The organism is Pseudarthrobacter sp. TE3704 (assembly GCF_056279405.1).
Genome location: NZ_JBWCCJ010000008.1, coordinates 34,520 through 56,725, shown reverse-complemented (window position 1 = coordinate 56,725; position 22,206 = coordinate 34,520). Strand labels below are relative to the sequence as shown.

Here is a 22,206-nt window from a genome sequence, read left to right as displayed (position 1 = left end):
CCTTCCCTCGCCGAACCGTTGGATGTCCTAGTATATTCACAGGCTTTTCGGAAAGGGGCTGGCATGGGTACTCCGTTGTCCCGCGATCCCATTGCTGACGCCAGGCGCAACTGGGAAGAGCATGGCTGGCCGGAAGTTGCCGCGCCCATGGCCGCCATTACTGCGGTGATGCGCACCCAGCAGATCCTCCTGGCCAGGATCGAAGCAACACTCAAACCGTTCGGCCTCACGTTTGCCCGCTACGAACTCCTGGCGCTGCTGAGCTTCGCGCGGAAGGGCTCGCTGCCCATGAAGAAGGCCAGCGCCCTGCTCCAGGTCCACCCCACCTCCATCACCAACGCCGTGGACCGGCTTGAACGGGCCGGCCTGGTGGCCCGCTCACCACATCCCACGGACGGCCGCACCACTCTCATCGAGCTCACCGGCGAGGGGCGCAGCCTGGCGAAGCGTTCGACGGCGGCCCTGAACAGTGAGGTGTTCAGCGATTCAGGGTTCAGTCCCCGCGATGTTGACCAGTTGATCCGGATCCTCGGGGATTTCCGCCGGAACGCGGGCGACTTCGCCGATTGACGGGAGCCTTTCCACGGTCAGAGTCCTGGTCGAACAAAGGTCAACGCCGGGCCTTCGCCCGCTTGACCCGCCTGGCAACGAGCAGGACCACGGTGACCACCAGGGCGGCATACACCGCGTAGTTGAGGAACCGGGAGTATTGTTCGATCAGCCGGTACTGGGTACCCAGCAAATACCCCAGGCCAATCAGGGCGCCGTTCCACAGCCCGCTGCCGGCCAGGGTGTACAGGCTGAATGTCCCCAGCGGCATCGACGCGGCCCCGGCAGGGAGGGAGATCAGGCTGCGCACCCCAGGAAGCAGCCGGCCGAAGAAAATGGAGGACCTGCCGTGGCGGCGGAACCACCCGGCCGCATGCTCGAAGTCCTCACGGTCCACCAGGGGCAGTTTGGACAGGCCGCGGATGGACCGCTCCAGCCCCAGCTTCGCTCCCAGCCAGTAGAGCAAGAGCGCCCCCAGGTAGGCGCCAAGGGTGCTGGTGACAAAAACGAGGAACAGGTTCAGGGACCCCTGCTTGGCAAGGTACCCGGCGAGCGGCAGGATCACCTCGCTGGGGATGGGCGGCACCACGGTTTCAGCGAGGGTGAACGCGCCTACGCCCCATTCGCCGAGGCTGTCGATGGCCCGCGCGGCAACGCCCACCAGTCCGCCCAGCCCGTCCGTCGGGCTTGCGGCCCCCGTCGCTGTAACCAACATCAACTCTCCCCCGATTCCCGCCGCAGCGCCTACGCGACTCCTGCCGGTCTTTTCTACCTTACGGTCCTGAACACAAGCTGGCAGCCCGGAAGGCCCCCTACTGTTTCGGGGCCGGCTTGGCCCGCACGTGCATGCGCTCCCCCTGCGTCCCGAACAGGCTCAGGAACTCCACGGCCTTTCCGTCGGCCCTGCCGAACCAATGCGGTATCCGGGTGTCGAACTCGGCGGCTTCCCCCGCGCCGAGGACCAGGTCCTGGGTTCCCAGCACCATGCGCAGCTTTCCATTGAGCACATACAGCCACTCGTAGCCCTCATGCACCTGCGGGTTGGGCTCCTCCAGCGGGCCGGCCGGCAGGATGTGCTTGTAGGCCTGGATGCCGCCAGGCTTCCGGGTCAGCGGAACGATGGTCATGCCCCTCGCCACGATGGGCCGCAGGTGCACGCGGGGGTCGCCCGTGTCCGGCGCGCCCACCAGCTCATCCAGGGGGACCTGGTGCGCCTTTGCCAGCGGCAGGAGCAATTCGAGGTTGGGCCGGCGCTGGCCGGCTTCGAGCCGGGACAGTGTGCTCACCGAAATTCCGGTTTCCTGTGCCAGCGCGGTCAGCGTGACATCGCGGCTGAGGCGGAGGGCCCGCAGCCGCGGACCAACAGCCGCCAGCACGTCGTCGAGGTTTTCATCCATCCCCGGATTTTGCCATACCAGCAAATTACTTTGCCAATACTTCAGCAACGGACACATCATGAATCCATGACTAAAAAGGGAATATCAAGAGTGCCGATTCCATCTATGACGTAGTGATAGTGGGCGGCGGTGCTGCCGGCTTGAGCGCAGCCCAGATGCTGGGCCGTACCCGACGTTCAGTGGCGGTGGTGGACGGCGGCCAGCCTCGGAACGCCCCGGCCGAGGGTGTGCATGGCTTCCTGTCCCGGGACGGAATCGACCCGGCAGAGCTGTTGGCCATCGGGCGTACCGAGGCGGAGCACTACGGTGCCGTGATGGTGCGGGGTGAGGTAGCGGCCGCCAGCGGCGACGTGCGCCGGGGCTTCGAGGTGACGTTCGACGACGGGAGGCGGCTTCGTGGCCGGCGCCTCCTGCTCGCCACTGGACTGGTGGATGAGCTGCCGGACATTCCGGGGCTTCAGGAGCGGTGGGGCAAGGACGTGCTGCACTGCCCCTTCTGCCATGGCTGGGAGGTGCAGGACCAGGCCATCGGCATCCTCGGCAACGGCCCCTGGTCGGTGCACCAGGCCCTGCTGTTCCGGCAGTGGAGCAGCAACATCACCCTGTTCCTCAATGACAGGACGGTTCCCTCTGACGGGGAGCTCGAACAGCTGGCCGCCCGCGGGGTGAAGGTGGTTGCCGGCGCCGTGGAAGCCGTGAGGGTGGAAAACGATGCCCCGCGCGGAGTGGCGTTGGCGGGCGGACCGGAGGTGGCGGTGGACGCCGTGGTTGTGGGAGCACGGGTCCATTCCCGCCTCGCGGCGTTTTCCGGCCTGGGCCTTTCAGCCACTGCGCACCCGATGGGCATCGGTGACTACCTCGAAACCGACGCTGATGGCGCCACCGCCGTGCCCGGCGTCTGGGCAGCGGGCAACGTCACGGACTTGAGGGCGCAGGTGCTGGCGTCCGCAGCGGCAGCGGCGTGGACCGCCGTCGTGATCAACAACCACCTGATGGCTGAAGAACTGGACCGCGATGTCAGCGCCTACCGGGAGTCCCTGGCGCTTACCGGTGCCTGAAGTCCGGCTGGCGCTTTTCCGTGAACGCCGCCATGCCTTCTTTCTGGTCCTCCGTGGCAAAGAGGGAATGGAAGATCCGGCGCTCGAACAGGACCCCCTGGGCGAGCCCGGTTTCGAAGGCGGCGTTCACGGCTTCCTTGGCCGCCATGGTCACGGGCTTGGACTTGGCCGCGATGACTTCGGCGGCCTTGAGCGCCTCGGCCACCACGTCCTCGGCAGGAACAACGCGTGACACCAGGCCGCACCGGTCAGCCTCCTCCGCCCCGATGAACCGGCCGGTCAGGATCAGGTCCATTGCCTTGGCCTTGCCCACGGCCCGGGTCAGCCGCTGGGACCCGCCCATGCCGGGAAGGACGCCCAGGTTGATTTCCGGCTGCCCGAACTTGGCGTTGTCCCCGGCGATGATGAGGTCGCACATCATGGCCAGTTCGCACCCTCCGCCCAGGGCAAACCCGGATACCGCAGCGACAGTGGGGATGCGCAGCCGCGTGAAATCCTCCCACCCCCGGAACCAGTCAGCCGCGTACATGTCCATATAGCCCTGGGACGCCATCTCCTTGATGTCGGCACCGGCGGCGAAGGCCTTGCCTGATCCGGTGATCACCACCGCTCCCACCCCGGGATCGGCATCCATGGCTGTCACGGCGGAAACCAACTCCTCCATGGTGGCCTTGTTCAGCGCATTCAGCGCCTGCGGCCGGTTGAGTGTCACCAGGCCCACCCGGCCCCGCTGCTCCACCAGGATGTTGGCGTACTCCGTCATTCAGGGCTCCCGTCGTCGTGTGCTGTCGTGGCCGGCGCTGCGGGCGTTACCGGCACCTTCCCCGGGGCATCCGGGCCCTGGTTTCCGGACTTCTCCCGGATATCGGTGATGATCGCGGAGAAGTCCCGGCCGGCGCCGCCTTCCGCGGCAAACGTATCGTAGATTTCGGCGGCAAGGGGTCCCATCCGTCCCGCCACCCCGGTGCTGCGGAGGGCGTTGACCGCGAGGTTGAGGTCCTTGGCCATGAGTGCGCCGGCAAACCCCGGCTGGTAGTCCCGGTTCGCCGGGCTGCCGGGAACAGGGCCGGGCACCGGGCAGTTGGTGGTCAGCGCCCAGCATTGCCCGGAAGCCGCCGAGGCAACATCGAAGAGGGCCTGGTGGGTCAGGCCCAGCTTTTCGCCGAGCACGAAGGCCTCGCTGACGGCGATCATGGACACACCCAAAATCAGGTTGTTACACACTTTGGCGGCCTGCCCTGCCCCGTGGGTCCCGCAGTGCACCACGCGTTTGCCCATCACCTCCAGGAGTGGGCGGACGGCCTCGAAGTCTTCCGCGTCCGCACCCACCATGAAGGTGAGTGTTCCGGCTTCGGCGCCCACTACACCGCCGGAGACGGGGGCGTCCACGGAGCGGTGGCCTGCTTCGATGGCCAGATGCGCCGCCTCACGTGCTTCGTCGACGTTGATCGTGGAACAGTCCAGGAACAGGGTTCCGGGAGCGGCTGCTGCCAGCAGCCCCGGCTGCCCGGAGGTTCCGCGGTAGGCGTCGAGCACCTGCTGGCCGCTCTGGAACATGGTCAGCACCACGTCGGCACCCTGCAGTGTCTCCGTGGCGCTGCCTGCCACCGGAATTCCCTGGGACCTGGCCGCTTCGAGGGCAGCCGGGACCACGTCGAACCCGGCCACCCCATGGCCTGCCCTGACCAGGTTCGCGGCCATGGGCCCGCCCATGTGCCCCAGCCCCAGGAAGGCCACGGTGTACTTTTCAGACATGGTCCGTCTCCTCTAATCGCAGTCCCCCGCCTGCACGGAGGTCCAGTTCCCTGCCGTGCAGCGGTTCGAAAAAGCGGGCAACGTGTTCCGGACGCACCTCCCCGAGCGTTGGCGGCGTCCAGCGCGGAGTGCGGTCCTTGTCCACCACCTGCGCGCGGATACCCTCGCGGAAGTCGGGGCCGGACAGGAACCGCAGGCCAACCCGGTATTCCTGGGCCAATGCCTCGTCCAGCGCCAGTGTCCTGGCCCGCCGCAGGGATTCCAGCGTGACCTTGACCGACGTGGGAGACTTCCCTTCGATGGTGTCAGCGGCGTGTGCCGCGTCCGCCGCGCCTTGTCCATTCCAGCTGCGGAGCCGCCGGACGATGTCCTCGGCGTCGGCGAAGGCGTAACAGGCGTCGATCCACTCGCGCTGGCCGGCCAGCACCGAGGGCGGAGGTCCTGCAGTAAAGCGTCCGACGGCGTCTTCCGCGCTTTCGTTTTCCAGCGCGGCCACGAGTGCGGGCAGCCGCTCAGACGGGACGTAGTGGTCCGCCAGGCCCAGGTGCAGTGCGTCCGGACCGGTCAGGTGCGCCCCCGTCAGGGCCGCGTGGGTTCCCGCCTCCCCCGGTGCGCGGGCCAGCAGGAAGGTCCCGCCGACGTCGGGGGCGAATCCGATGGTGGTCTCAGGCATGCCCGTCCGGGTGCGTTCGGTGACCACGCGGACGGACCCGTGGGCGGAAATTCCCACCCCGCCGCCCAGTACCAGCCCGTCCATGAGCGCTACATACGGCTTGGGGTAACGCGCAATCAGGGAATTGACCCGGTACTCCGTCTGCCAGAAAGCTGCGGTCCGGGCACCGCCCTGCGGGATGTCCTCGTAGATGGCCACGATGTCCCCGCCCGCGCAGAGGCCCCGCTCTCCGGCGCCCTGCACCAGGACGGTGGCGACGCCGTCGTCATCAGCCCAGGCGGTCAGCTGCTCCAGGAGCATGCCCACCATCCCGGCGGTCAGTGCGTTGACTGCCTTGGGCCTGTTGAGGGTGGCCACCGCCAGCCGGCCGCGGCGCTCGAACAGCACCTCGGTACTGCCCGCGTCCCCCTGCACCTTGTCCGCACGGCCGGAGGTGCCCGCCATCAGCTTCCCTCCGGCATCACGAAGCTGGCTCCGTGGCGTATTCCGGACGGCCAGCGCGTGGTGACGGTCTTGGTCTTGGTGTAGAAGCGGAAGGCGTCCGCGCCGTGCTGGTTCAGGTCGCCGAAGCCGGAGGCTTTCCAGCCGCCAAAGGTGTAGTAAGCGAGGGGCACGGGGATGGGAACGTTGATCCCCACCATGCCCACGTCCACCCGGGTGGCGAAATCGCGGGCGGCATCACCGTCGCGGGTGAAGATGGCTACGCCGTTGCCGTAAGGATTGTCGGTGCACAGCCGGAGGGCTTCGTCATAGGTGGCCGCCCGGACGACGCTCAGGACGGGGCCGAAGATCTCGTCCCGGTAGACGGCCATGTCCGGGGTGACGTGGTCGAAGAGGGTAGGCCCCACCCAAAAGCCGTCGTCATAGCCCGCTACGCGAAGCCCGCGGCCGTCAGCAAGGAGGGTGGCGCCGTCGTCCACCCCTGCCCGGATGCAGCCTTCGATGCGTTCCTTGGCGGCGGCCGTCACCACGGGACCGAAGTCCGTGCCCGCCTCCAGGCTGTGCCCTACCTTGAGGGCCTTGACCCGTTCCTTAAGCCTGGCCACCAACCGGTCGGCGGTATCCCCGCCCACCGGCACGGCCACGGAGATTGCCATGCAGCGTTCACCGGCGGAGCCGTAGCCGGAGCCGATCAGGGCGTCCGCGGCCTGGTCAAGATCCGCGTCCGGCATGACCACCATGTGGTTCTTGGCCCCGCCGAAACACTGGGCCCGTTTGCCGTGTGCGGCGGCAGTGGCGTAGATGTACTGGGCGACGGGTGTGGACCCCACAAAGCCCACCGCCTTGACCTGCGGGTCCTCAAGCAGCGCGTCTACGGCTTCCTTATCGCCGTTGACCACGTTGAACACACCGTCCGGCACGCCCGCCTCGCTGTAAAGTTCCGCCAGCCGGAGCGGCACCGAGGGGTCCCGCTCCGAGGGTTTCAGGATGAACGCGTTGCCCGCGGCCAGGGCGGGACCCGACTTCCAGAGCGGAATCATGGCCGGAAAGTTGAAGGGGGTAATGCCTGCCACCACACCCAGCGGCTGGCGGAGCGAATGGATGTCGATTCCCGCGCCTGCATCGCTGGAGAACTCACCTTTGAGCAGGTGCGGTGCACCCGCCGCGAACTCCACCACTTCCAGGCCCCGCTGGATGTCTCCCCTGGAATCGGCGAGGGTCTTTCCGTGTTCCGAGGACAAGAGCCGGGCCAGCTCGTCCATGTTGCGGTTTACCAGGTCCACGAAGGCGAGCAGGATCCTGCCCCGCCGTTGCGGGTTCATCGCTGCCCATTCCGCCTGCGCCTTGCCTGCGGCGGCTACCGCGTTCTGCACCTCATCCCGGCCGGCCAGCGGAACCCGGGCCTGGACGCGTCCGGTGCAGGGATCGAAGACGTCGCCGAAGCGGCCTGAAGTTCCGGGGGTCTGCTGACCGCCGACGTAATGGGAGAGCTCGCGCACCATGGCTGATGCTCCTTCGCATGTGGCCCAGGTCATCTTTGGTTGCGAATATACTCGGACTTCCTACTAAGTTCCATCCGCCGTTTCCGACCCTGGAAGGGGCCGGGCAGGCTTCAGCCCCGCTTTACCAGCGGTGGTGCCGCCACGGTAAGTTAGGAACTGTGAAGATAGCTACCTGGAATGTGAACTCGCTCCGTGCCCGCGCCGACCGTGTTGAAGCCTGGCTTCAGCGCAGCGACTGCGACGTCCTGGCCATCCAGGAGACCAAGTGCAAGGACGACAACTTTCCGTGGGAACTCTTTGAACGGATGGGCTACGAAGTGGCCCACTTCGGCGTGAACCAGTGGAACGGCGTAGCCATCGCTTCCCGCGTGGGGCTCGAAGACGTGGAGCGGACGTTCCTTGACCAGCCCTCCTTCGGCAAGGCCGGCAAGGACCCCGTGCAGGAAGCCCGGGCCATGGCAGCAACGTGCGCAGGCATCCGGATCTGGAGCCTCTACGTTCCCAACGGCCGCTCGCTGGACGACGAACACATGCCGTACAAGCTCAAGTGGCTGGAGAGCCTCAAGACGCACGCGCAGGGGCTTGTCACCGAGAACCCCCAGGCCCAGGTTGCGCTGATGGGCGACTGGAACATCGCGCCCTTCGACGACGACGTCTGGGACATCGACCTGTTCGTGAACAACCGGTACACCCACGTCAGTCCGCCGGAACGTGCCGCATTCCACGCCTTCGAATCCGCCGGCTTCACGGACGTTGTCCGCCCCTACACCCCGGGCCCCGGCGTCTACACATACTGGGACTACACCCAGCTGCGCTTCCCCAAGCGCGAAGGCATGCGGATCGACTTCGTCCTGGCGTCCCCCGCCCTGGCCGGCCGGGTCACCGGCGCCTCGATCGACCGCGAGGAACGCAAGGGCAAGGGCGCCTCGGACCACGCCCCCGTGCTGGTGGAACTGGCGGACTGATGGCAGCCATCTGGACCCTTCCAAGGAGACCGTGATGACGGGAAACCTCTACCGGGGCCAGGCAGGCCTGCCATTCTCCTCGACCCTGCGCGTCTACGAACCCCTGGACGCGTTTCCGGAAGAGCAGCGCCCGGCCATCCAGGCGGCAGGAGCACGCACCGCCTCGCGTGCCGCCGTCGAAAACGCTGAACTGCTGGCATCCCTGGGCCGCATCACCCGCTCCGGCGGTGATCCGTTCCCCACGGGCCGCACCGACCTGGTCCGCGTCACCACGGCGCCGGCTTCCCAGGGCGGAACGTCCGATGACGACGCCGACGCCGAACCGGTGCTCCTGTACTGTCCCAGCCAGCTGGTCCTGCGGGCGGGGCTGGCGGCCAACGCCCTGATGGAAGGGATCCACGGTCCGCTGGCCGAACTGTTGATCCCCGAGGAGCAGCGGGACCGGCACCAGGAGCGGATCGACCTGGTCAAGGCCCGCGACGGTTCCATCCGGGTGCACACGCGGGCGTCAACATGGGGAATCCCGTTCAGCTGGTTCTCGCTGTTCATGGAGTCGGACCACAAGGACGTTGTGGAGGCCGCGGGGCGGATCCTGACCGTGCGGGTGTGGGCGCCCATCACCGAGGCGCTGGAACGCGCCCGGTACGCGGTGGCGAATCTGGCGCTGGCGGCACCTGACCTGGACATGCTGGACGATCTGGCCCAGCTCACGGAGTGGCTGGAACAGTTCCACGTGGCGTCCATGGTGGAGCTGGATTATGGCGCCGTGGCTGACAAGGTGTATCCGGACGATTCCCCCATGGACATCCGGCTGGGCATCGAGTGCCTTGCGGAGGGCGACATGACCGGAGCGGCCGCCGCGTACCGCCGGCTGGCGTCCCGGTGGATCCCCATCCGGCAACTGGCCCGCGCGTCCTGACTGCCGCTGGCCTTAGCGTTTAGCAGGGCTGTTAGCCCTGCGGCGGGGCCGTGGTGCGCCGGACGATAAGTTCGTGGGGTGCGACGGCGGACTGGACTGATCCCAGCTGGCCGTCCAGTTCGTCAAGGAGCATCTTGGTGGCCAGCTCCGCCTGTTCATCCGGCCGCTGCCCTACCGTGGTCAGGCCCATGGGATCGGCAAAATCGTGGTTATCGATGCCCACCACCGAGAGGTCCTCCGGCACCCGGACACCAAGCCTGGATGCTTCGAAGATGACCCCCATGGCCATTTCGTCCGAGGCGCAGAAAATAGCGGTTGGTTTGTCGCCCGGTCTGGACCACAGCCTGCGAAGGGCTTCCTGCCCGCTTCGTACAGTGAAGTCGCCCCATTCGTCCCACTCCGGCCGGGTGGGAAGTCCGGCCGCCGTCATCACGTCCTTGAACGCCAGGATACGCACGCGGGGAACATCGAAGTTGAGGTCAGTCTCGTCGTCGCCATGCAAGAGGGCGATGTCCCGGTGGCCCAGGTCGATGAGGTGCCGGACTGCTGTTGAGGCGGCGGCGTAGTCATCGATGCCGATGTAGGCGCACTCTTCCACATGGCCGCCCACCACAACCAGCGGGATATCGATCTTCTGCAGGTGGTCCAGCTCTTCGTGCGTCAACGCCATACACAGGACCAGGAGGGCGTCGATCTGCTTGTAGACCATGGTCTTGCTGAACAGCCGTTCCCGGTTGCTGCCGTGCCCGCCCAGGTTGAAGAGGGAGAGGTTGTAGTGCCGGGCATGGAGTTCCCGGTCGGCCCCCTCAATGGCCTTGGAAAAGAACCACCGGCTGACGAACGGGGCCAGAACGCCGATGGTCTTGGTGCGGCCGGTGGCAAGGCCGGAGGCGGACGACGACGCTACGTAACCCAGGTTCGCGGCAACCTCGAGGATCTTTTCCCGCGTTGCCGGCGAAACCCGGGGCAGTCCCCGGACCGCCCGCGACACGGTGGCAGTTGAGACACCTGCCGCCGCAGCAACGTCCTCGATACTGACGCCGTTGTGGCCGCCCCGTTGGGACCTCTCAGTTGTGCGTGCCACGGTGTCCCCTCAATAACTCCTTGCAGCGTAAGGCGCTCCGCCCTGCGTTACCCCAAACCTTCGTATTTTTGCATCCCGTCCAGGCATGGTGTTAAACGCAGCGGGATGTGACCTGTTACCTGCGTGCCGGGAGCTTGCGGCGGAGCCGCACCATGCCGTACAGCGCCAGGAGCGTTGCCAGCAGGCCAAGGGCCCAGCCGAGGGCGGGCTGGGCCGTCACCTCCATCCAGACGGTGACGACCAGCAGGACCAGGGCCCAAAAACCGAGGAATCCGATGATGATGTCGAAGTCCTCGCCGGACCTGGCACGCCGGCGGCTGCTTCCCGCCCCCGTCGAGCGGGAACGGGAAGCGTCGCCCGTCACTTGACTGCACCTGCTGTCAGGCCGGCCACAATCTTGCGCTGGAATACCAGCACCAGGATCACCAGCGGAATGGTGACGATGGTGCCTGCGGCCATGATGGCCGTGTACGGGATCTGGTTGGGCTGCGCGCCGGCAAAGCTGGCAATGGCAACCGTGACCGGTTTCGTGGCCTCATTCGACAGCTGGCTGGCGATCAGGAACTCGTTCCAGGAGGAGATGAACGCCAGGATCGCGGTGGTGAAGATGGCCGGTGCTGCCAGGGGCATGATCACCTTCCGGAACGCCTGGCCCTGCGTGCAGCCGTCAACACGGGCTGATTCCTCGAGCTCCCACGGCATCTCGCGGAAGAAGGAGGTCAGGGTGTAGACGGTGAGCGGCAGGACGAAGGAGATGTTCGGGATGATCAGGGCCTGGTAGCTGCCCATCCAGCCGATGTTGGTGAACAGCTGGAACAGCGGGGTGATAAGGGCAACGCCGGGGAACATGGAAGCGCCCAGGATGAAGCCCAGAACCAGGTACTTGAACCGGAAGTTCAGGCGCGCCAATGCATACGCGGCGAACACACCGATCACCAGCGAGATCACAGTGACAGTGACGCCAATGAAAATACTGTTCAGCAGCGCCTGGCCGAACCTGTTGCCGAACGAGGTATCGAAGGCCGTGATGAAGTTGTCCAGCGTCACGTGCGTCGGCCACGGCGTGGTGTCGTAGGTGAAGCCAACCTCACGGAACGCCGTCACCACCATCCAGTAAGCGGGTGCAAGGCACCAGATCAGGATCACGGCGGCGCTGATGTACGTGCGGGCGCTCGCCCACTTCTCCCGGGTCTGCGAAGCTTTACGCCCCTTGTCCTGCTGCGCCCGCAGTGCGGTGGAGGCAGATGTGGTTGTCATTTCTTCCCCTTGCCGGTGGCTCCGCTTTGTTCCACAACGTTCGCACCAAGGAACCGGACGAAAATGAATGCGACCAGGAAGATGATGATGAACGTAATGGTGGACAACGCGGCTGCTGAATTGAACCCTTGCCTGATTTGGTTAATCACCAGGATGGACAGCGTGGTGGTGTTGTTGGCACCGCCGGTGAGGATGTAAGGAAGGTCAAACATACGCAGCGCGTCCAGGGTACGGAACAGGATCGCCACCATCAGGGCCGGTTTGACGAGCGGAAGCGTGATCAGCCGGAAGCGCTGCCAGGCCGTGGTGCCGTCCACCTTTGCGGCTTCATACACTTCGGCAGGGATCATCTGCAGGCCTGCAAGGATGAGCAGCGCCATAAACGGCGTGGTCTTCCAGGTGTCGGCAATGATCACCGCCCATTTTGCGGGCCATTCACTGCCGGTCCACAGGATGGAGACATTGAACAGCTTGTTGATGATGCCGTTGAAATCGAACATAAAGAGCCACAGCTGTGCGGTAACGGCGGTGGGGATAGCCCATGGAACGAGCACGGCTGCGCGGACCAGGCCACGGCCCTTGAACGTCCGGGACATGATCATGGCCATCCAGAAACCGAGGACGGTTTCGAAGGCCACAGTAACCACCGTGAACAGGAATGTGGTGCCTGTCGCCGTCCAGAACTGGCCCCCGAGGGTGCCGGGCGGACAAGCGACCGTGCCGCCGCCTTGGGCCGCGCACTGCTGCCCCAGCCAGTTCACATAGTTCTGGATGCCCGCCGGGCCGCCGGCCGTAAACAGACCTGTAACCGGATCGAGTCCGGCGTCCTTCTGGAAGGACATGACGATCGCGCTGATGATCGGGTAAACGATCACAATGCCGAGCGCAATGATGGTGGGGGCAAGGAGCCATGTGGCCCACTTGCCCTGGCTGAGGATCTTGTTGTCTTCGCCTACACCCTTAGGCCCGTGGTGGACCGGGGTGGCGCCCGACGCCGGCTTGACCGGCGTCGGGCCCAGTTCGGTAGCCATGGTTTGCTACGATCCCGCGCCGGCGGTCTCGATCGACTTCTGCATGTCGGACAGCGCATCCTTGGCCGGCTTCTCACCCTTCAGTGCCGCGTAGGCATTTTCCTGGATGGCCTGGGTGACAGCGGGGTAGAACGGCGTCACCGGACGGGGAACAGCGTTCTCGATGGAGGTCTTCAGGACCGGCAGGTACGGCAGCTTGGCAACCAGTTCCTGGTCCTCATAGAGAGCGCCGAAGACCGGAGCCAGCGAACCCTGGGTTGCGAAGAACTTCTGCTGTTCCTCTTCGATCAGGAACTTGACGAAGTCCAGGGCGGTCGCCTTGTGATCGGAGTAGACGCTGATGGCTGCGCTGTGGCCGCCGAGGGACGAGGCACCGGGGCCATCCGCGCCGGGCAGGGCAGCCATGCCCAGAACGTCCTTCACCTGCGAGGAACCTTCAGTGGTGGCCAGGTTGTACACGTAAGGCCAGTTGCGGAGGAACAGCAACTTGCCTTCCTGGAAGGCACGGCGGCTTTCCTCTTCCTGGTAGGTGATCGCCTCAGCGGGGATGTTCCCGTTCTTGAATGCTTCCACCAGGTTGTTCAGGCCTTCTTCAGCCTCCGGGGTGTTCAGGTTCGGCTTGCCCTCGTCATCCAGGACAGAACCGCCGGCCGAGTTGATGGCCTCGGACGCATTGACCGTGAGGCCTTCATACTGCTTGAACTGGCCTGAGTAGCACCCGATGTTGTTTTCCTTGGCAATGGAGCACATCTCCATCATCTCGGCCCAGGTCTTGGGCGCCTCGGGCACCAAGTCCTTGCGGTAGTAGAGGATGCCGCCATCGGAGGAGACCGGAGCCGCGTACAGGGTGCCCTTGTAGGAACCGGCCTCAACGGTGGGTTCGAGCATGCCCTCGGTCTCCACAGCCATCTTGTCCTTGAGCGGCTGCAGCCACCCCTTGGCTGCGAACTCAGCAGTCCACACAACATCCACGCTGGCAACGTCGTAATCCGCGTTCTTGGCCTGGAAGTTCTGCACGAGGTCATCGTGCTGCTGGTCGGCCTGGTCGGTCTGTTCCTTGAACGTGACCTTCTCGTCGGGGTGGGCAGCGTTCCACTTTTCGATCAGCGGACGCACCACGTTGCTGTTGTCCTTGCCCTGTACGTAGGTGATGGGGCCCCGGCTGTCCAGGTTTGCTTCGGCGTCGGTTCCACCGCCACCCGTGGTCCCGCCGCCGCCTCCGCCGCCACAGGCGGACAAGGTCAGGGCAAGGACGCCGGCAGTGGCAGCCGGAAGAAGGAATCTAGGGGTTTTCATTAGCTTGAAGCTCCTCGCTGAGTGACAAGTAAGTCGACAGTGCGCTCGTTTGGTGAGGTTGTTGTGGTGACCATCACACTAGTAATGTGACTGCGGGTAATGCAAGCGTTTACATCAAAAAGTTATCTGAGAGGAACCAAATGTCCAACCTGAGCGTTCCTGCCGCCGCCCCGGCCCGTTCCGAATGGTGGGCGGACGCTGTTGTCTACCAGATTTACCCGCGGTCCTTCGCCGATGGAAACGGCGACGGAATGGGCGATCTGCGCGGCATAGTGGCCCGCCTTCCCTACCTCGAACGCCTGGGGGTGGACGCGATCTGGCTGTCCCCGTTCTACAAGTCGCCGCAGGCCGACGGCGGGTACGACGTCGCGGACTACCGCCAGGTGGACCCGCTGTTCGGCTCGCTGGCCGACTTCGACGCCATGTTGCAGGATGCTCACAACAGGAACCTGAAGGTCATCGTCGACCTGGTTCCCAACCACACCTCCGATGAACACGTATGGTTCCAGGAGGCCCTGGCTTCGCTGCCGGGGTCACCGGAACGGGAGCGCTACATCTTCCGCCCTGGCAAGGACGAGGTTCCCGGGTCGGGGGACGGCAACCGGGCACCGAACAACTGGCGGTCGATTTTCGGCGGGCCGGCCTGGAGCAGGGTCCGGGGCGCTGACGGCTCCCCCGGCGAGTGGTACCTGCACCTGTTTGATACCAAACAGCCGGACCTGAACTGGGAAAACCCCGAGGTACAGGAAGAGATGCGGTCAGTTCTCCGTTTCTGGCTGGACCGGGGCGTGGACGGCTTCAGGGTGGACGTAGCCCATGGCATGGTCAAGGAAAAAGGCCTGCCCGACTGGGACGGGGTGGCTGCCATGGTGGAAGGCACCGCCGGCACGCGCCCTGGTGCAACACCACCCGGCGACGCGCCCGGCGCCCATACCGACGCCGAAGAACCGCACCGTGCTGTGTCTCCGGTGTACCCGCCGTCGCCGTTTTTCGACCAGGACGGGGTGCACGAGATCTACCGTGACTGGCACAGGGTCCTGGCAGAGTACGCTGGCGACCGGATGATGGTGGCGGAAGCCTGGGTGGAGCCGGCGGAACGGCTGGCACTCTACGTCCGGCCCGACGAGATGCAGCAGGCATTCAATTTCGATTTCCTGCTGGCCGGCTGGGACGCTGAACGCCTGGCCGAGGCTGTGGAAGCCTCCCTTGCAGCCGCAGCGTCCGTCGGCGCGCCCTGCACCTGGGTCCTCAGCAACCATGACACAGTCCGCCATCCCACCCGCTTCGGGCTGTCCGATCCCACAACCTTCCCCAAGGGCATCGCCGCGGATGACGAGCAACCGGATGCCGCCCTGGGACTGGCCCGTGCCCGCGCTGCCACCCTGGTTTCGCTGGCCTTGCCCGGTTCCGCCTACCTGTACCAGGGCGAGGAACTGGGCCTGCCGGAACACACCACGCTTCCGGCCGCCGCCCGGCAGGACCCCACTTTTTTCCGGACACGGGGTGCTGAAACCGGGCGGGACGGCTGCCGGGTGCCGCTCCCCTGGTCCGGCAACCTGCCGGGCTACGGGTTCTCGGACCCGCGCAACGGACAGGCGCCGCAGCCGTGGCTCCCCCAACCGGAGAGCTTCGGGCCCCTGGCTGCTGACCGGCAGGACGGCGTGGAAGGCTCCACGCTTGAGCTTTACCGGGCCGCCCTTGCCTTCCGTTCCGCCCACAAACTTGGCCGCGGCGCCGTGGCATGGGCCGATGTCCATGCACCGGACAGCGGCCTGCTGGCCTTCCACAATGGGGACGTCCTGGTCCTCGCCAACATGGGATTCGCCTCGGCACCGGTTCCTGAGGGGTACACCGTAGCCCTCTCCAGCGGGCCTGAACCTGCCGAAGAGTGGGCAGCGATGCGGGAGGTCCCCGTGGACCACGCCGTCTACCTTCTCAGGAAGTGACCTGTCAGCGGACCCGCTCGGCCCGGCCGAAGCGGGTCCGCGCACCGGCGCCGATATGGATGAGGACGGGCGTTTCCCTGCCTACGACGGTTTCGAGGGCAGCCAGCAGCTCGGAGATTTCGGCGGCCAGCAGATGCGGCGCCACCCCCTGGCGCGGCAGGAGCCGTACCTTCAGGGCAGGGGTTCCCTTGACGTCGTAGGTGGTTACGGTGGCTCCGGCAAGGTCCGGACGTCCGGCAAGGGCGTGCTTGAGGGCCTGCTCGGCCACTCCCCCGCCAATCCGCACGTCACCGGGAACCTCACCGGGATCGTACTCGGAGGCCAGAAGGTTGGACCGTCCCTTTCCCTGCTGGGCGATCCAGGCCACCATGAGCCCGATCAGCAGCAGCAGGACCAGCGCCACTATGATCCACAGCCAGCTTTGGGTCCGGCCCGGGAACCTGGTGGCGTTGAACATCTGGTTGATCCCGTTCCACACGCCCGGGGACCAGGAGTGCCACCACGCCGCGACTGCGGGCACGGTGGCCAGCAGCATCAGCAGGACACCGATGGCCAGGAGCTTCAGGCCCAGGACGGTGAGCAGGATCCGGTTGAGGAGGGTTGGTGTGCTGTTCACGCGCCCACCACTCCTGACGGTGCCACGTTGACACGGGCGGCAGGTGACGGATCGAGCGCCATCTGGTCCAGCTCGTCCTCGATGGCGGCAAGGACTGTCCCCTCGTCGACGGGTACTCCGGACGTGGGCCTGACGTTCACCAGGACCTGCCGTTGCGAGACCACCACCATGACCTGTTCGGGGGTGACATTTGCCGCCAGCCTGGCGCGGCGGGCCAGCGACGAGGCGATGACTTCGTCGTCAACCACGACGGCGGGACGGGCGGTGGCGTGGCCTGAGAGAAGGTGCCGGGCCCGCCGTCCGGGAAGTATTCCGTTGAGGAGAAAGACCAGGCCGACCATGGCAATCACTGCCCCGATCGCGCCAAGCAGAAGCGGGGTTATGCCGGCGGGCAACGCGACGATACGTTGCGCCGCCATCTGCGGCTCGATGAGCCAGGCCGGTTGGCCGATGGCGTGTACGGCGGCTTCCAGGAGGCCGTAGGCGGCGATCACCGTGACCAGGACTGCAGCGGCGATCGCAACGGCCGCCCTTGTTGAGTGGGTTTCGCGGTACACCACGCGGCGCATGTCAGGACGCCGTCCGTTGTCACTGCCCTCCGGACTCCGGGACCTGCGGTCCCCGGCCTCAACCCTGCTGCTCACTGGACGCGCCCTCCTTCACTGATCCTGGCGCCGCTGATCCTGATATCCACCCGGCTCAGTTGTGCACCGCTGAGGTCGGTGACAGTTTCCAGGATGCGGGCTTTGGCCCGGACGGTGCGGTCCCAGATGGAGCCGCCAAAAACCTCCACCCGTGCCGGGTCTACGGACACATCCTTTAAAGGCGGAATGCTAATGGGCGTGACGAGGGACAAAGCCAGGAGGCCGTCGTCGTCCGTCCAATCCGCCCGGACATCCTGGGCATCGACGCCCAGGGCATGGGCGGCCGCCGCTTTGGCGAGGCTTGTCAATGCCTGCGTGCTGATCCGGTTGTGGCCGCTGCGCGCCTGCCCCCGCACAGCCGGCGCAGGCGTGCTCATGAGGATGAGCGCCGGCCGGTGATGGCGTCCAGGACGCCGCGCAGGTCCAGCTTCCCCTCGGCGGCGCGGCCCAGGAATGCCCCGATGGCCATAAAGAGCAGGGAGATCAGGAATCCCCACAGCCCGAACTGGAGGGACATGAAGGCAACGAAGGCCCCCATCGCGATTCCTGCAACAGTGAGATTCACAGCAGCGCCTCCCTGTCGGCAGTGCCCGGTATTGTCGGTTTAACAGGAGGCGGAACGAAGACGTCGGTGACTTCGACGTTCACCTCGATGACCTGCAGTCCCACCAGTTCCTCGACGGCCCGGTAAACGGCCGCCCGCACCTGGTTGGCGAGGGCGTGCAGGGGCGTGCCGTAGCTGGCCACCAGGCTGATATCCACAGCTACCTGCGTTTCGCCCACCTCGGCATGGACCCCCGCAGCATGGTCCGTACTGCTGCCTACGGCATCGCGGATGGCCCCCAGCGCGCGGGACCCCGACCCCAGGGAGTGGACACCGGGGACGGCACGGGCGGCGATTCCGGCAACCTTGGCCACCGCCGTTTCGGAAATCACTGTCCGGCCCAGTCCCGGGACCGGGACGGGAACCGGCACGGCGGTACTGTGACTGCCCTGGCCGGGTTGTGGGTTCTGGTATTCCATCAGGCACTCCCCCTTCTGTTGTTCCAACCCTATCCCCAGCCGGCGCTGATGTGCTGTTATGCCTGTCAGCCCGCCTTTTGCCGCGCTCCCTGGCCGGCTGCCAGCGCACCTTTAAACAGCCCACATTGAAAGAACCCAGGCGGGGAGGCCCCCAAGGACATCCCCGCCTGAGCGGTGCCGCTGGCTCAGCAGCGGCGGTTACGGCTGGTGCCGCAGTCTATTTGTAGTGTCCTTCGCCGCCGACGCGGACGTTGGTGGGCAGGTAGCCGAACGGCCCAAGGCCGTTCTGGCCGAAGCTGCGGTCCACCTGGGAGACGCCATTACGGAAGTTGATCTTCACCGTGGGCGAGAGCGAGCCGCCCCGGACACCGTTGACGTTGTCGATGAAGGACTGCACCAGGCCGCCGGGCTGCACGTAGTGCGAGTAGGCCTGGAACTGCCGACCGTTCTGGTTGGGCGTGGGTGCCTCCGGTGATTCGGACGGCAGGTTCAGGTCCGTCGGCGAACCGAGCGCCAGGCCGCTGTTGTTCATCGGCTGGTAGTCGGAACGGACGCCGTCGCCCACGAAGCCGTAGACGCCGTCGGGGCCGCGCATGCCCGCTGCATACGTGAACTGGTGGCTGATGGTGAACAGGTAGTACTTGTTCTTGCCGCCTTCGTTCTGGATGAAGATCTGGGGACGCTCGGTCTGGTCGTTGACGCAGTTCGCCGAAAGGATGGGCGGCAGGAAGGACCACTTGGTGAGGTCCTTGTTGTCCGCCACTGCCAGGCCGACATTGGCGGTCTGGTAGTAGGCTCCGCTGCTGTTGACCTCGTCCACGGACTCGGCGTTGGCGTCGCCGGGACGGTACCCAAGGTCTTCAGGCTTGCACTCGTATTCACCGCGGGTTCCGCCGGTGTTGCCTTCGAAGACCATGAAGGTCTTTCCGGGGTGGGCCGGGTCGGCGAATGTGTAGGGGTCGCGGAAGGCGAAGCCCGGGTTCTGTTCCTTGGTCTGGTACATCGTGCCGTCCGGTTCCAGCAGCTTGGTGTGCTGGAAGCCGTCGAACGTCACGCCGTTCTCGTCAGCGTGGATCTTTCCCAGTGCCTTGGCGATGGCAGCATCGGGGGCAATGCCGCCGCCACCTGCGTTCCGCTCGGCCACATCGTAAAAGGTGGTGGCGGTGTAGAACACGTTGACCTGGTTGCCCTGCATGAGGCGGGTGGAACCGGACCATTCGGTGTTTCCGATGGAGGCGCCGTCAGCGAAGACGTGTCCGCCGTAGTTCCACTTGTCCTTGGCCGGGTCGGCGTTGGTCTTGCGGAAGAAGTAGCCGATGCGGGCGTTCCAGTGCCGCTGGTCGAAGCCGTAGCCGGCGTGGCGGTCCGCGACCAGGGAGAAGACGACGTCCCAGCCCTTGTAGCTGATCTGGTTCGCGTTCTCGTCCGTCAGGGACCAGGTGTCCCAAACCCAGACGTCGTCATTCATGGCGGGGAAATCCTCGGGGATCTCCGGCATGGTGACGTCGGGGCTCATGGAGTTTTCGCCGGCAGCCACGGTGGAGTCGCTCTGCGCCATGATCTGCTTGGCATCCGCGCGGGTCCACTTGGAGGTGAAATCCGACGCCGGATCGTGGGCCTGCTGGGTGTGTTCCGTGGGGAGGGGGAAGCCAGGGGTGGGCGCGGGCATCTGCTCAACGGCCGGCGGGTCCGCAGGCTCGTTCGCCTGCGCCGACGGCACGGCCAGGAAGGCCGAGGCCGCTACGGCCGTCGCCAGTGCTGCGGCGGCGGGACGCCACCGCAGCGGCCGGCGGGTTTGGGGGTGCTTGTGCATTGTTGCTCTTCTCGCGGAGTTGTAACTGTTCGTGGAAGACGGGCGGATGCCCTGTTCCTCACACTCCGGAGTCCCCGATAACCCTGCTGGCGTCATCGAGGACGCCGTTGTATCGAGGGGAGGGACTTGGTGCGGTCCCGATGCGGGCCCGGTATCTGGGGAGATCCCGGGCCGCTGTCCACGCTAGGCACGGTGAACGGCCCGCTCCAAACCGTGTTGCGGGCCCCAGAGTCCGGACCGGCCGCGTCATGTGCAAGCGCTTACGCATCCCAAGGCGCGCGCGTGCCACAACGGTTTTGCACGAGTCAAATGTTTCAAAGGTCAGTCAAATCCTTTTCGCTTGGTCTGGGCCGTGTGGTTCGTGCCACGCGCGGTTCTGTGGGGCACTTCACAGGATTTTGCTCCACGGAAATCCGTGATGCCAGCGACATACCCCCGCAGATGGACATCTCCCCTGGAAACGCCAGGGGGATTTGTCTGCGAAGGGGGGATTTAGCTGGTGAGCCAGGGTCAGCGGTCCGGTTGGGCCCCTCGGAATCATGCAGCACCGGGCGCCTGCCCCTGGTTCCCTATAGAGGCCGCTAATTCAGATAAAAGGCGGTGCGTTAAATGAAGAAAAGCACCAGTTCCGAAGAACTGGTGCTTCCCAGTGGTGGCTCCGACCGGCGTCGATCCGGTGACCTTTCGATTTTCAGTCGAACGCTCTACCAACTGAGCTACAGAGCCTAGGTGACTAGTCACCATGACAGCCGGAATTACTTCCAACAATCAGAGCGACCCTGACGGGACTTGAACCCGCGACCTCCGCCGTGACAGGGCGGCGCGCTAACCAACTGCGCTACAGGGCCTTGCGTTTCTTGCATTTGCAGTATCTCTACCGCTTTTTTCAAGGCTTCCAGCCTACCAGACTTTTTTAGTCTGTTTGACCAGTTCCTTGCGTACCCCCAACGGGATTCGAACCCGTGCCGCCGCCGTGAAAGGGCGGTGTCCTAGGCCGCTAGACGATGGGGGCCAGAACCCGTTCGGAACAAAATAAAAGGCGTAAAGCGAGGCTTTCCGTCTTTGTCCTTTGCGTTTCTCCGAACTGGACTCTAAAACTATAGGGCCTAGTCCGGGATATTCCAAAATCGGCCCAAAACACCGTGCCTGAACAGGGAGAACAGGTGAAGATGGACTGATGGATGCCGTTGCAGCACTCAACGAGATTGCTTTCTGGCTGGAGCGCGGACGCGCCGCCACCTTCAAGGTCCAGGCCTTCCGCAAGGCCGCCGCGGCCATCAGCCCGCTGCCGCCGGAGGAGGTGGCGGAGCGTGCCCGCACCGGGCGGCTGAAATCCATGAAGGGCATCGGCGACCGGACCTACCAGGTCATCCAGCAGGCAGTGGGCGGCGGGGTCCCGGACTACCTGGCCGACCTCCGGGAGAAGGGCGTTCAGCCCCTGGCAACCGGCGGCGCCGCGATCCGGAACGAACTGCGCGGGGACCTGCACAGCCACAGCGACTGGTCCGACGGCGGCTCCCCCATTGAGCTGATGGTGGCGGCCGCCGGGGTGCTGGGGCGGGAATACCTGGCGCTCACCGACCACTCACCGAACCTCACCATCGCCAACGGGCTCTCGCCGGAACGGCTCACGCGGCAGCTGGACGTGGTGGCGGAAATCAATGCCAACGGGCAGTCCGGCAGCGGGAACCCGGACAGCAGGGTGCGGCTGTTGACCGGCATCGAAGTGGACATCCTCGAGTCGGGCGAGCTGGACCAGGATCCCGGCCTGCTGGACCGCCTCGACATCGTTGTGGCCAGCGTCCATTCCAAGCTCCGGGCGGACCGGAAGACCATGACCCGGCGGATGCTCGGAGGCATCCAGGCACGGCACACCAACGTCCTGGGCCACTGCACGGGACGCCTGGTGGAGGGTTCGCGGGGAACGCGCCCGCCGTCCGAATTCGACGCCAAGGAGGTCTTTGCCGCCTGCGCCGAATACAACGTGGCGGTGGAAATCAATTCCCGGCCGGAACGGCAGGACCCACCGGATGCACTGATCCAGCTCGCGCTGGAAGCCGGGTGCCTGTTCTCGATCGACAGCGACGCCCACGCGCCGGGACAGCTGGACTTCCTGCAGTACGGCGCGGAGCGGGCCGCACGGAACGAGGTCCCGGCTGAGCGCATCATCACCACCTGGCCGGTGGAGCGCCTGCTGGACTGGGCAGCCGCGACGTAACCTGCTTCCCAGGCGACCG

The 22,206-nt window shown here is 65.6% G+C and carries 23 protein-coding genes and 3 tRNA genes; 6 read left to right on the top strand and 20 right to left on the bottom strand.

The features are described from left to right. Positions 1-63 precede the first annotated feature (63 nt). A complete protein-coding gene (locus ACZ9BC_RS19085; RefSeq protein WP_476247309.1) occupies positions 64-570 on the top strand; it encodes a MarR family winged helix-turn-helix transcriptional regulator in 507 nt (168 codons plus the stop codon). Between the two features lie 40 nt (positions 571-610). Here the strand turns inward: ACZ9BC_RS19085 and ACZ9BC_RS19080 are convergent, their stop codons facing one another. Both ACZ9BC_RS19080 and ACZ9BC_RS19075 read right to left on the bottom strand, forming a co-directional pair. Next, positions 611-1,264 carry a DedA family protein gene (locus tag ACZ9BC_RS19080; protein WP_115526252.1) on the bottom strand — a complete coding sequence of 218 codons (654 nt, stop codon included), beginning with the start codon at positions 1,262-1,264 and terminating at the stop codon, positions 611-613. 97 nt (positions 1,265-1,361) lie between these two features. Next, positions 1,362-1,946: a helix-turn-helix domain-containing protein gene (locus ACZ9BC_RS19075; RefSeq protein WP_476247308.1), complete on the bottom strand. Its 585-nt coding sequence runs from the start codon at positions 1,944-1,946 to the stop codon at positions 1,362-1,364. 113 nt (positions 1,947-2,059) lie between these two features. On the opposite strand from ACZ9BC_RS19075, the gene ACZ9BC_RS19070 reads away from it, so the two are divergent. Then, positions 2,060-3,004 (top strand): NAD(P)/FAD-dependent oxidoreductase, encoded by a 945-nt coding sequence (locus tag ACZ9BC_RS19070; protein WP_476247307.1) that lies wholly within the window; start codon positions 2,060-2,062, stop codon positions 3,002-3,004. Here ACZ9BC_RS19070 and ACZ9BC_RS19065 read toward each other — a convergent pair. Genes ACZ9BC_RS19065 through ACZ9BC_RS19050 form a run of 4 tightly spaced genes read right to left on the bottom strand, consistent with a single transcriptional unit; the run spans position 2,991 to position 7,375 of the window. Continuing rightward, a complete protein-coding gene (locus ACZ9BC_RS19065) occupies positions 2,991-3,767 on the bottom strand; it encodes an enoyl-CoA hydratase (protein WP_476247306.1) in 777 nt (258 codons plus the stop codon). The genes ACZ9BC_RS19070 and ACZ9BC_RS19065 overlap by 14 nt on opposite strands. Further along, entirely contained in the window at positions 3,764-4,759 is a 996-nt protein-coding gene (mmsB, locus tag ACZ9BC_RS19060; protein ID WP_476247305.1) for a 3-hydroxyisobutyrate dehydrogenase, read from the bottom strand. Before mmsB ends, ACZ9BC_RS19065 begins: the two co-directional genes overlap by 4 nt. Next, complete coding sequence (locus tag ACZ9BC_RS19055; RefSeq protein ID WP_476247304.1) at positions 4,752-5,876, bottom strand: enoyl-CoA hydratase/isomerase family protein; 1,125 nt, start codon at positions 5,874-5,876, stop codon at positions 4,752-4,754. Before ACZ9BC_RS19055 ends, mmsB begins: the two co-directional genes overlap by 8 nt. Beyond that, positions 5,876-7,375 (bottom strand): CoA-acylating methylmalonate-semialdehyde dehydrogenase, encoded by a 1,500-nt coding sequence (locus tag ACZ9BC_RS19050; RefSeq protein ID WP_476247303.1) that lies wholly within the window; start codon positions 7,373-7,375, stop codon positions 5,876-5,878. Before ACZ9BC_RS19050 ends, ACZ9BC_RS19055 begins: the two co-directional genes overlap by 1 nt. A gap of 158 nt (positions 7,376-7,533) precedes the next feature. Between ACZ9BC_RS19050 and ACZ9BC_RS19045 the strand changes: the two genes are divergently transcribed. Then, the gene (locus tag ACZ9BC_RS19045) at positions 7,534-8,340 is read left to right on the top strand and encodes an exodeoxyribonuclease III (RefSeq protein WP_115526259.1); all 807 of its coding nucleotides are present in this window, start codon (positions 7,534-7,536) and stop codon (positions 8,338-8,340) included. A 34-nt stretch (positions 8,341-8,374) separates the two neighbouring features. Next, complete coding sequence (locus ACZ9BC_RS19040; protein WP_476247302.1) at positions 8,375-9,259, top strand: DUF8083 family protein; 885 nt, start codon at positions 8,375-8,377, stop codon at positions 9,257-9,259. Positions 9,260-9,290: 31 nt separating this feature from the next. Here the strand turns inward: ACZ9BC_RS19040 and ACZ9BC_RS19035 are convergent, their stop codons facing one another. The 5 genes from ACZ9BC_RS19035 to ACZ9BC_RS19015 all read right to left on the bottom strand — a co-directional run bounded on the left by ACZ9BC_RS19035 (position 9,291) and on the right by ACZ9BC_RS19015 (position 13,927). Then, the gene (locus ACZ9BC_RS19035; protein ID WP_079598408.1) at positions 9,291-10,343 is read right to left on the bottom strand and encodes a LacI family DNA-binding transcriptional regulator; all 1,053 of its coding nucleotides are present in this window, start codon (positions 10,341-10,343) and stop codon (positions 9,291-9,293) included. 115 nt (positions 10,344-10,458) lie between these two features. Then, positions 10,459-10,707 carry a hypothetical protein gene (locus ACZ9BC_RS19030; protein ID WP_079598407.1) on the bottom strand — a complete coding sequence of 83 codons (249 nt, stop codon included), beginning with the start codon at positions 10,705-10,707 and terminating at the stop codon, positions 10,459-10,461. Continuing rightward, positions 10,704-11,600 (bottom strand): carbohydrate ABC transporter permease, encoded by an 897-nt coding sequence (locus ACZ9BC_RS19025; RefSeq protein WP_275729578.1) that lies wholly within the window; start codon positions 11,598-11,600, stop codon positions 10,704-10,706. Before ACZ9BC_RS19025 ends, ACZ9BC_RS19030 begins: the two co-directional genes overlap by 4 nt. Further along, the gene (locus tag ACZ9BC_RS19020; protein WP_476247301.1) at positions 11,597-12,631 is read right to left on the bottom strand and encodes a carbohydrate ABC transporter permease; all 1,035 of its coding nucleotides are present in this window, start codon (positions 12,629-12,631) and stop codon (positions 11,597-11,599) included. The genes ACZ9BC_RS19025 and ACZ9BC_RS19020 overlap by 4 nt, the downstream gene beginning before the upstream one ends. Before the next feature lie 6 nt (positions 12,632-12,637). Beyond that, positions 12,638-13,927, bottom strand: a complete 1,290-nt coding sequence (locus tag ACZ9BC_RS19015) for an ABC transporter substrate-binding protein (RefSeq protein WP_275725120.1) — start codon at positions 13,925-13,927, stop codon at positions 12,638-12,640. A 140-nt stretch (positions 13,928-14,067) separates the two neighbouring features. Between ACZ9BC_RS19015 and ACZ9BC_RS19010 the strand changes: the two genes are divergently transcribed. Then, positions 14,068-15,873 (top strand): glycoside hydrolase family 13 protein, encoded by a 1,806-nt coding sequence (locus ACZ9BC_RS19010; RefSeq protein ID WP_476247300.1) that lies wholly within the window; start codon positions 14,068-14,070, stop codon positions 15,871-15,873. Between the two features lie 4 nt (positions 15,874-15,877). On the opposite strand, the gene ACZ9BC_RS19005 is transcribed toward ACZ9BC_RS19010, so the two are convergent. The 9 genes from ACZ9BC_RS19005 to ACZ9BC_RS18965 form a co-directional block, all read right to left on the bottom strand. Further along, complete coding sequence (locus ACZ9BC_RS19005) at positions 15,878-16,489, bottom strand: hypothetical protein (RefSeq protein ID WP_476247299.1); 612 nt, start codon at positions 16,487-16,489, stop codon at positions 15,878-15,880. Beyond that, the gene (locus ACZ9BC_RS19000; protein WP_476247298.1) at positions 16,486-17,133 is read right to left on the bottom strand and encodes a hypothetical protein; all 648 of its coding nucleotides are present in this window, start codon (positions 17,131-17,133) and stop codon (positions 16,486-16,488) included. The genes ACZ9BC_RS19005 and ACZ9BC_RS19000 overlap by 4 nt, the downstream gene beginning before the upstream one ends. Further along, positions 17,130-17,510 (bottom strand): hypothetical protein, encoded by a 381-nt coding sequence (locus ACZ9BC_RS18995; protein ID WP_275728638.1) that lies wholly within the window; start codon positions 17,508-17,510, stop codon positions 17,130-17,132. Before ACZ9BC_RS18995 ends, ACZ9BC_RS19000 begins: the two co-directional genes overlap by 4 nt. Beyond that, the gene (locus ACZ9BC_RS18990; protein WP_079598399.1) at positions 17,507-17,698 is read right to left on the bottom strand and encodes a hypothetical protein; all 192 of its coding nucleotides are present in this window, start codon (positions 17,696-17,698) and stop codon (positions 17,507-17,509) included. The genes ACZ9BC_RS18995 and ACZ9BC_RS18990 overlap by 4 nt, the downstream gene beginning before the upstream one ends. Beyond that, positions 17,695-18,156: an Asp23/Gls24 family envelope stress response protein gene (locus tag ACZ9BC_RS18985; RefSeq protein WP_476247297.1), complete on the bottom strand. Its 462-nt coding sequence runs from the start codon at positions 18,154-18,156 to the stop codon at positions 17,695-17,697. Before ACZ9BC_RS18985 ends, ACZ9BC_RS18990 begins: the two co-directional genes overlap by 4 nt. A gap of 217 nt (positions 18,157-18,373) precedes the next feature. After that, a complete protein-coding gene (locus tag ACZ9BC_RS18980) occupies positions 18,374-19,969 on the bottom strand; it encodes a glycoside hydrolase family 68 protein (RefSeq protein WP_275728645.1) in 1,596 nt (531 codons plus the stop codon). Positions 19,970-20,619: 650 nt separating this feature from the next. Continuing rightward, positions 20,620-20,695 (bottom strand) — tRNA-Phe (locus tag ACZ9BC_RS18975). A gap of 48 nt (positions 20,696-20,743) precedes the next feature. Next, positions 20,744-20,817: transfer RNA gene (locus ACZ9BC_RS18970), tRNA-Asp, on the bottom strand. Positions 20,818-20,908: 91 nt separating this feature from the next. Then, positions 20,909-20,981: transfer RNA gene (locus tag ACZ9BC_RS18965), tRNA-Glu, on the bottom strand. Positions 20,982-21,146: 165 nt separating this feature from the next. Between ACZ9BC_RS18965 and ACZ9BC_RS18960 the strand changes: the two genes are divergently transcribed. Continuing rightward, entirely contained in the window at positions 21,147-22,187 is a 1,041-nt protein-coding gene (locus ACZ9BC_RS18960) for a PHP domain-containing protein (protein WP_476247296.1), read from the top strand. The last annotated feature ends 19 nt before the right edge of the window (positions 22,188-22,206 follow it).

Bases quoted from the DNA above. Each gene is read 5' to 3' on its own strand.
- ACZ9BC_RS19085 (WP_476247309.1), top strand. From the start codon at position 64: ATGGGTACTCCGTTGTCCCGCGATCCCATTGCTGACGCCAGGCGCAAC.
- ACZ9BC_RS19080 (WP_115526252.1), bottom strand. From the start codon at position 1,264: ATGTTGGTTACAGCGACGGGGGCCGCAAGCCCGACGGACGGGCTGGGC.
- ACZ9BC_RS19075 (WP_476247308.1), bottom strand. From the start codon at position 1,946: ATGGATGAAAACCTCGACGACGTGCTGGCGGCTGTTGGTCCGCGGCTG.
- ACZ9BC_RS19065 (WP_476247306.1), bottom strand. From the start codon at position 3,767: ATGACGGAGTACGCCAACATCCTGGTGGAGCAGCGGGGCCGGGTGGGC.
- mmsB (WP_476247305.1), bottom strand. From the start codon at position 4,759: ATGTCTGAAAAGTACACCGTGGCCTTCCTGGGGCTGGGGCACATGGGC.
- ACZ9BC_RS19055 (WP_476247304.1), bottom strand. From the start codon at position 5,876: ATGGCGGGCACCTCCGGCCGTGCGGACAAGGTGCAGGGGGACGCGGGC.
- ACZ9BC_RS19050 (WP_476247303.1), bottom strand. From the start codon at position 7,375: ATGGTGCGCGAGCTCTCCCATTACGTCGGCGGTCAGCAGACCCCCGGA.
- ACZ9BC_RS19040 (WP_476247302.1), top strand. From the start codon at position 8,375: ATGACGGGAAACCTCTACCGGGGCCAGGCAGGCCTGCCATTCTCCTCG.
- ACZ9BC_RS19025 (WP_275729578.1), bottom strand. From the start codon at position 11,600: ATGACAACCACATCTGCCTCCACCGCACTGCGGGCGCAGCAGGACAAG.
- ACZ9BC_RS19020 (WP_476247301.1), bottom strand. From the start codon at position 12,631: ATGGCTACCGAACTGGGCCCGACGCCGGTCAAGCCGGCGTCGGGCGCC.
- ACZ9BC_RS19015 (WP_275725120.1), bottom strand. From the start codon at position 13,927: ATGAAAACCCCTAGATTCCTTCTTCCGGCTGCCACTGCCGGCGTCCTT.
- ACZ9BC_RS19010 (WP_476247300.1), top strand. From the start codon at position 14,068: ATGTCCAACCTGAGCGTTCCTGCCGCCGCCCCGGCCCGTTCCGAATGG.
- ACZ9BC_RS18995 (WP_275728638.1), bottom strand. From the start codon at position 17,510: ATGAGCACGCCTGCGCCGGCTGTGCGGGGGCAGGCGCGCAGCGGCCAC.
- ACZ9BC_RS18985 (WP_476247297.1), bottom strand. From the start codon at position 18,156: ATGGAATACCAGAACCCACAACCCGGCCAGGGCAGTCACAGTACCGCC.
- ACZ9BC_RS18980 (WP_275728645.1), bottom strand. From the start codon at position 19,969: ATGCACAAGCACCCCCAAACCCGCCGGCCGCTGCGGTGGCGTCCCGCC.
- ACZ9BC_RS18960 (WP_476247296.1), top strand. From the start codon at position 21,147: ATGGATGCCGTTGCAGCACTCAACGAGATTGCTTTCTGGCTGGAGCGC.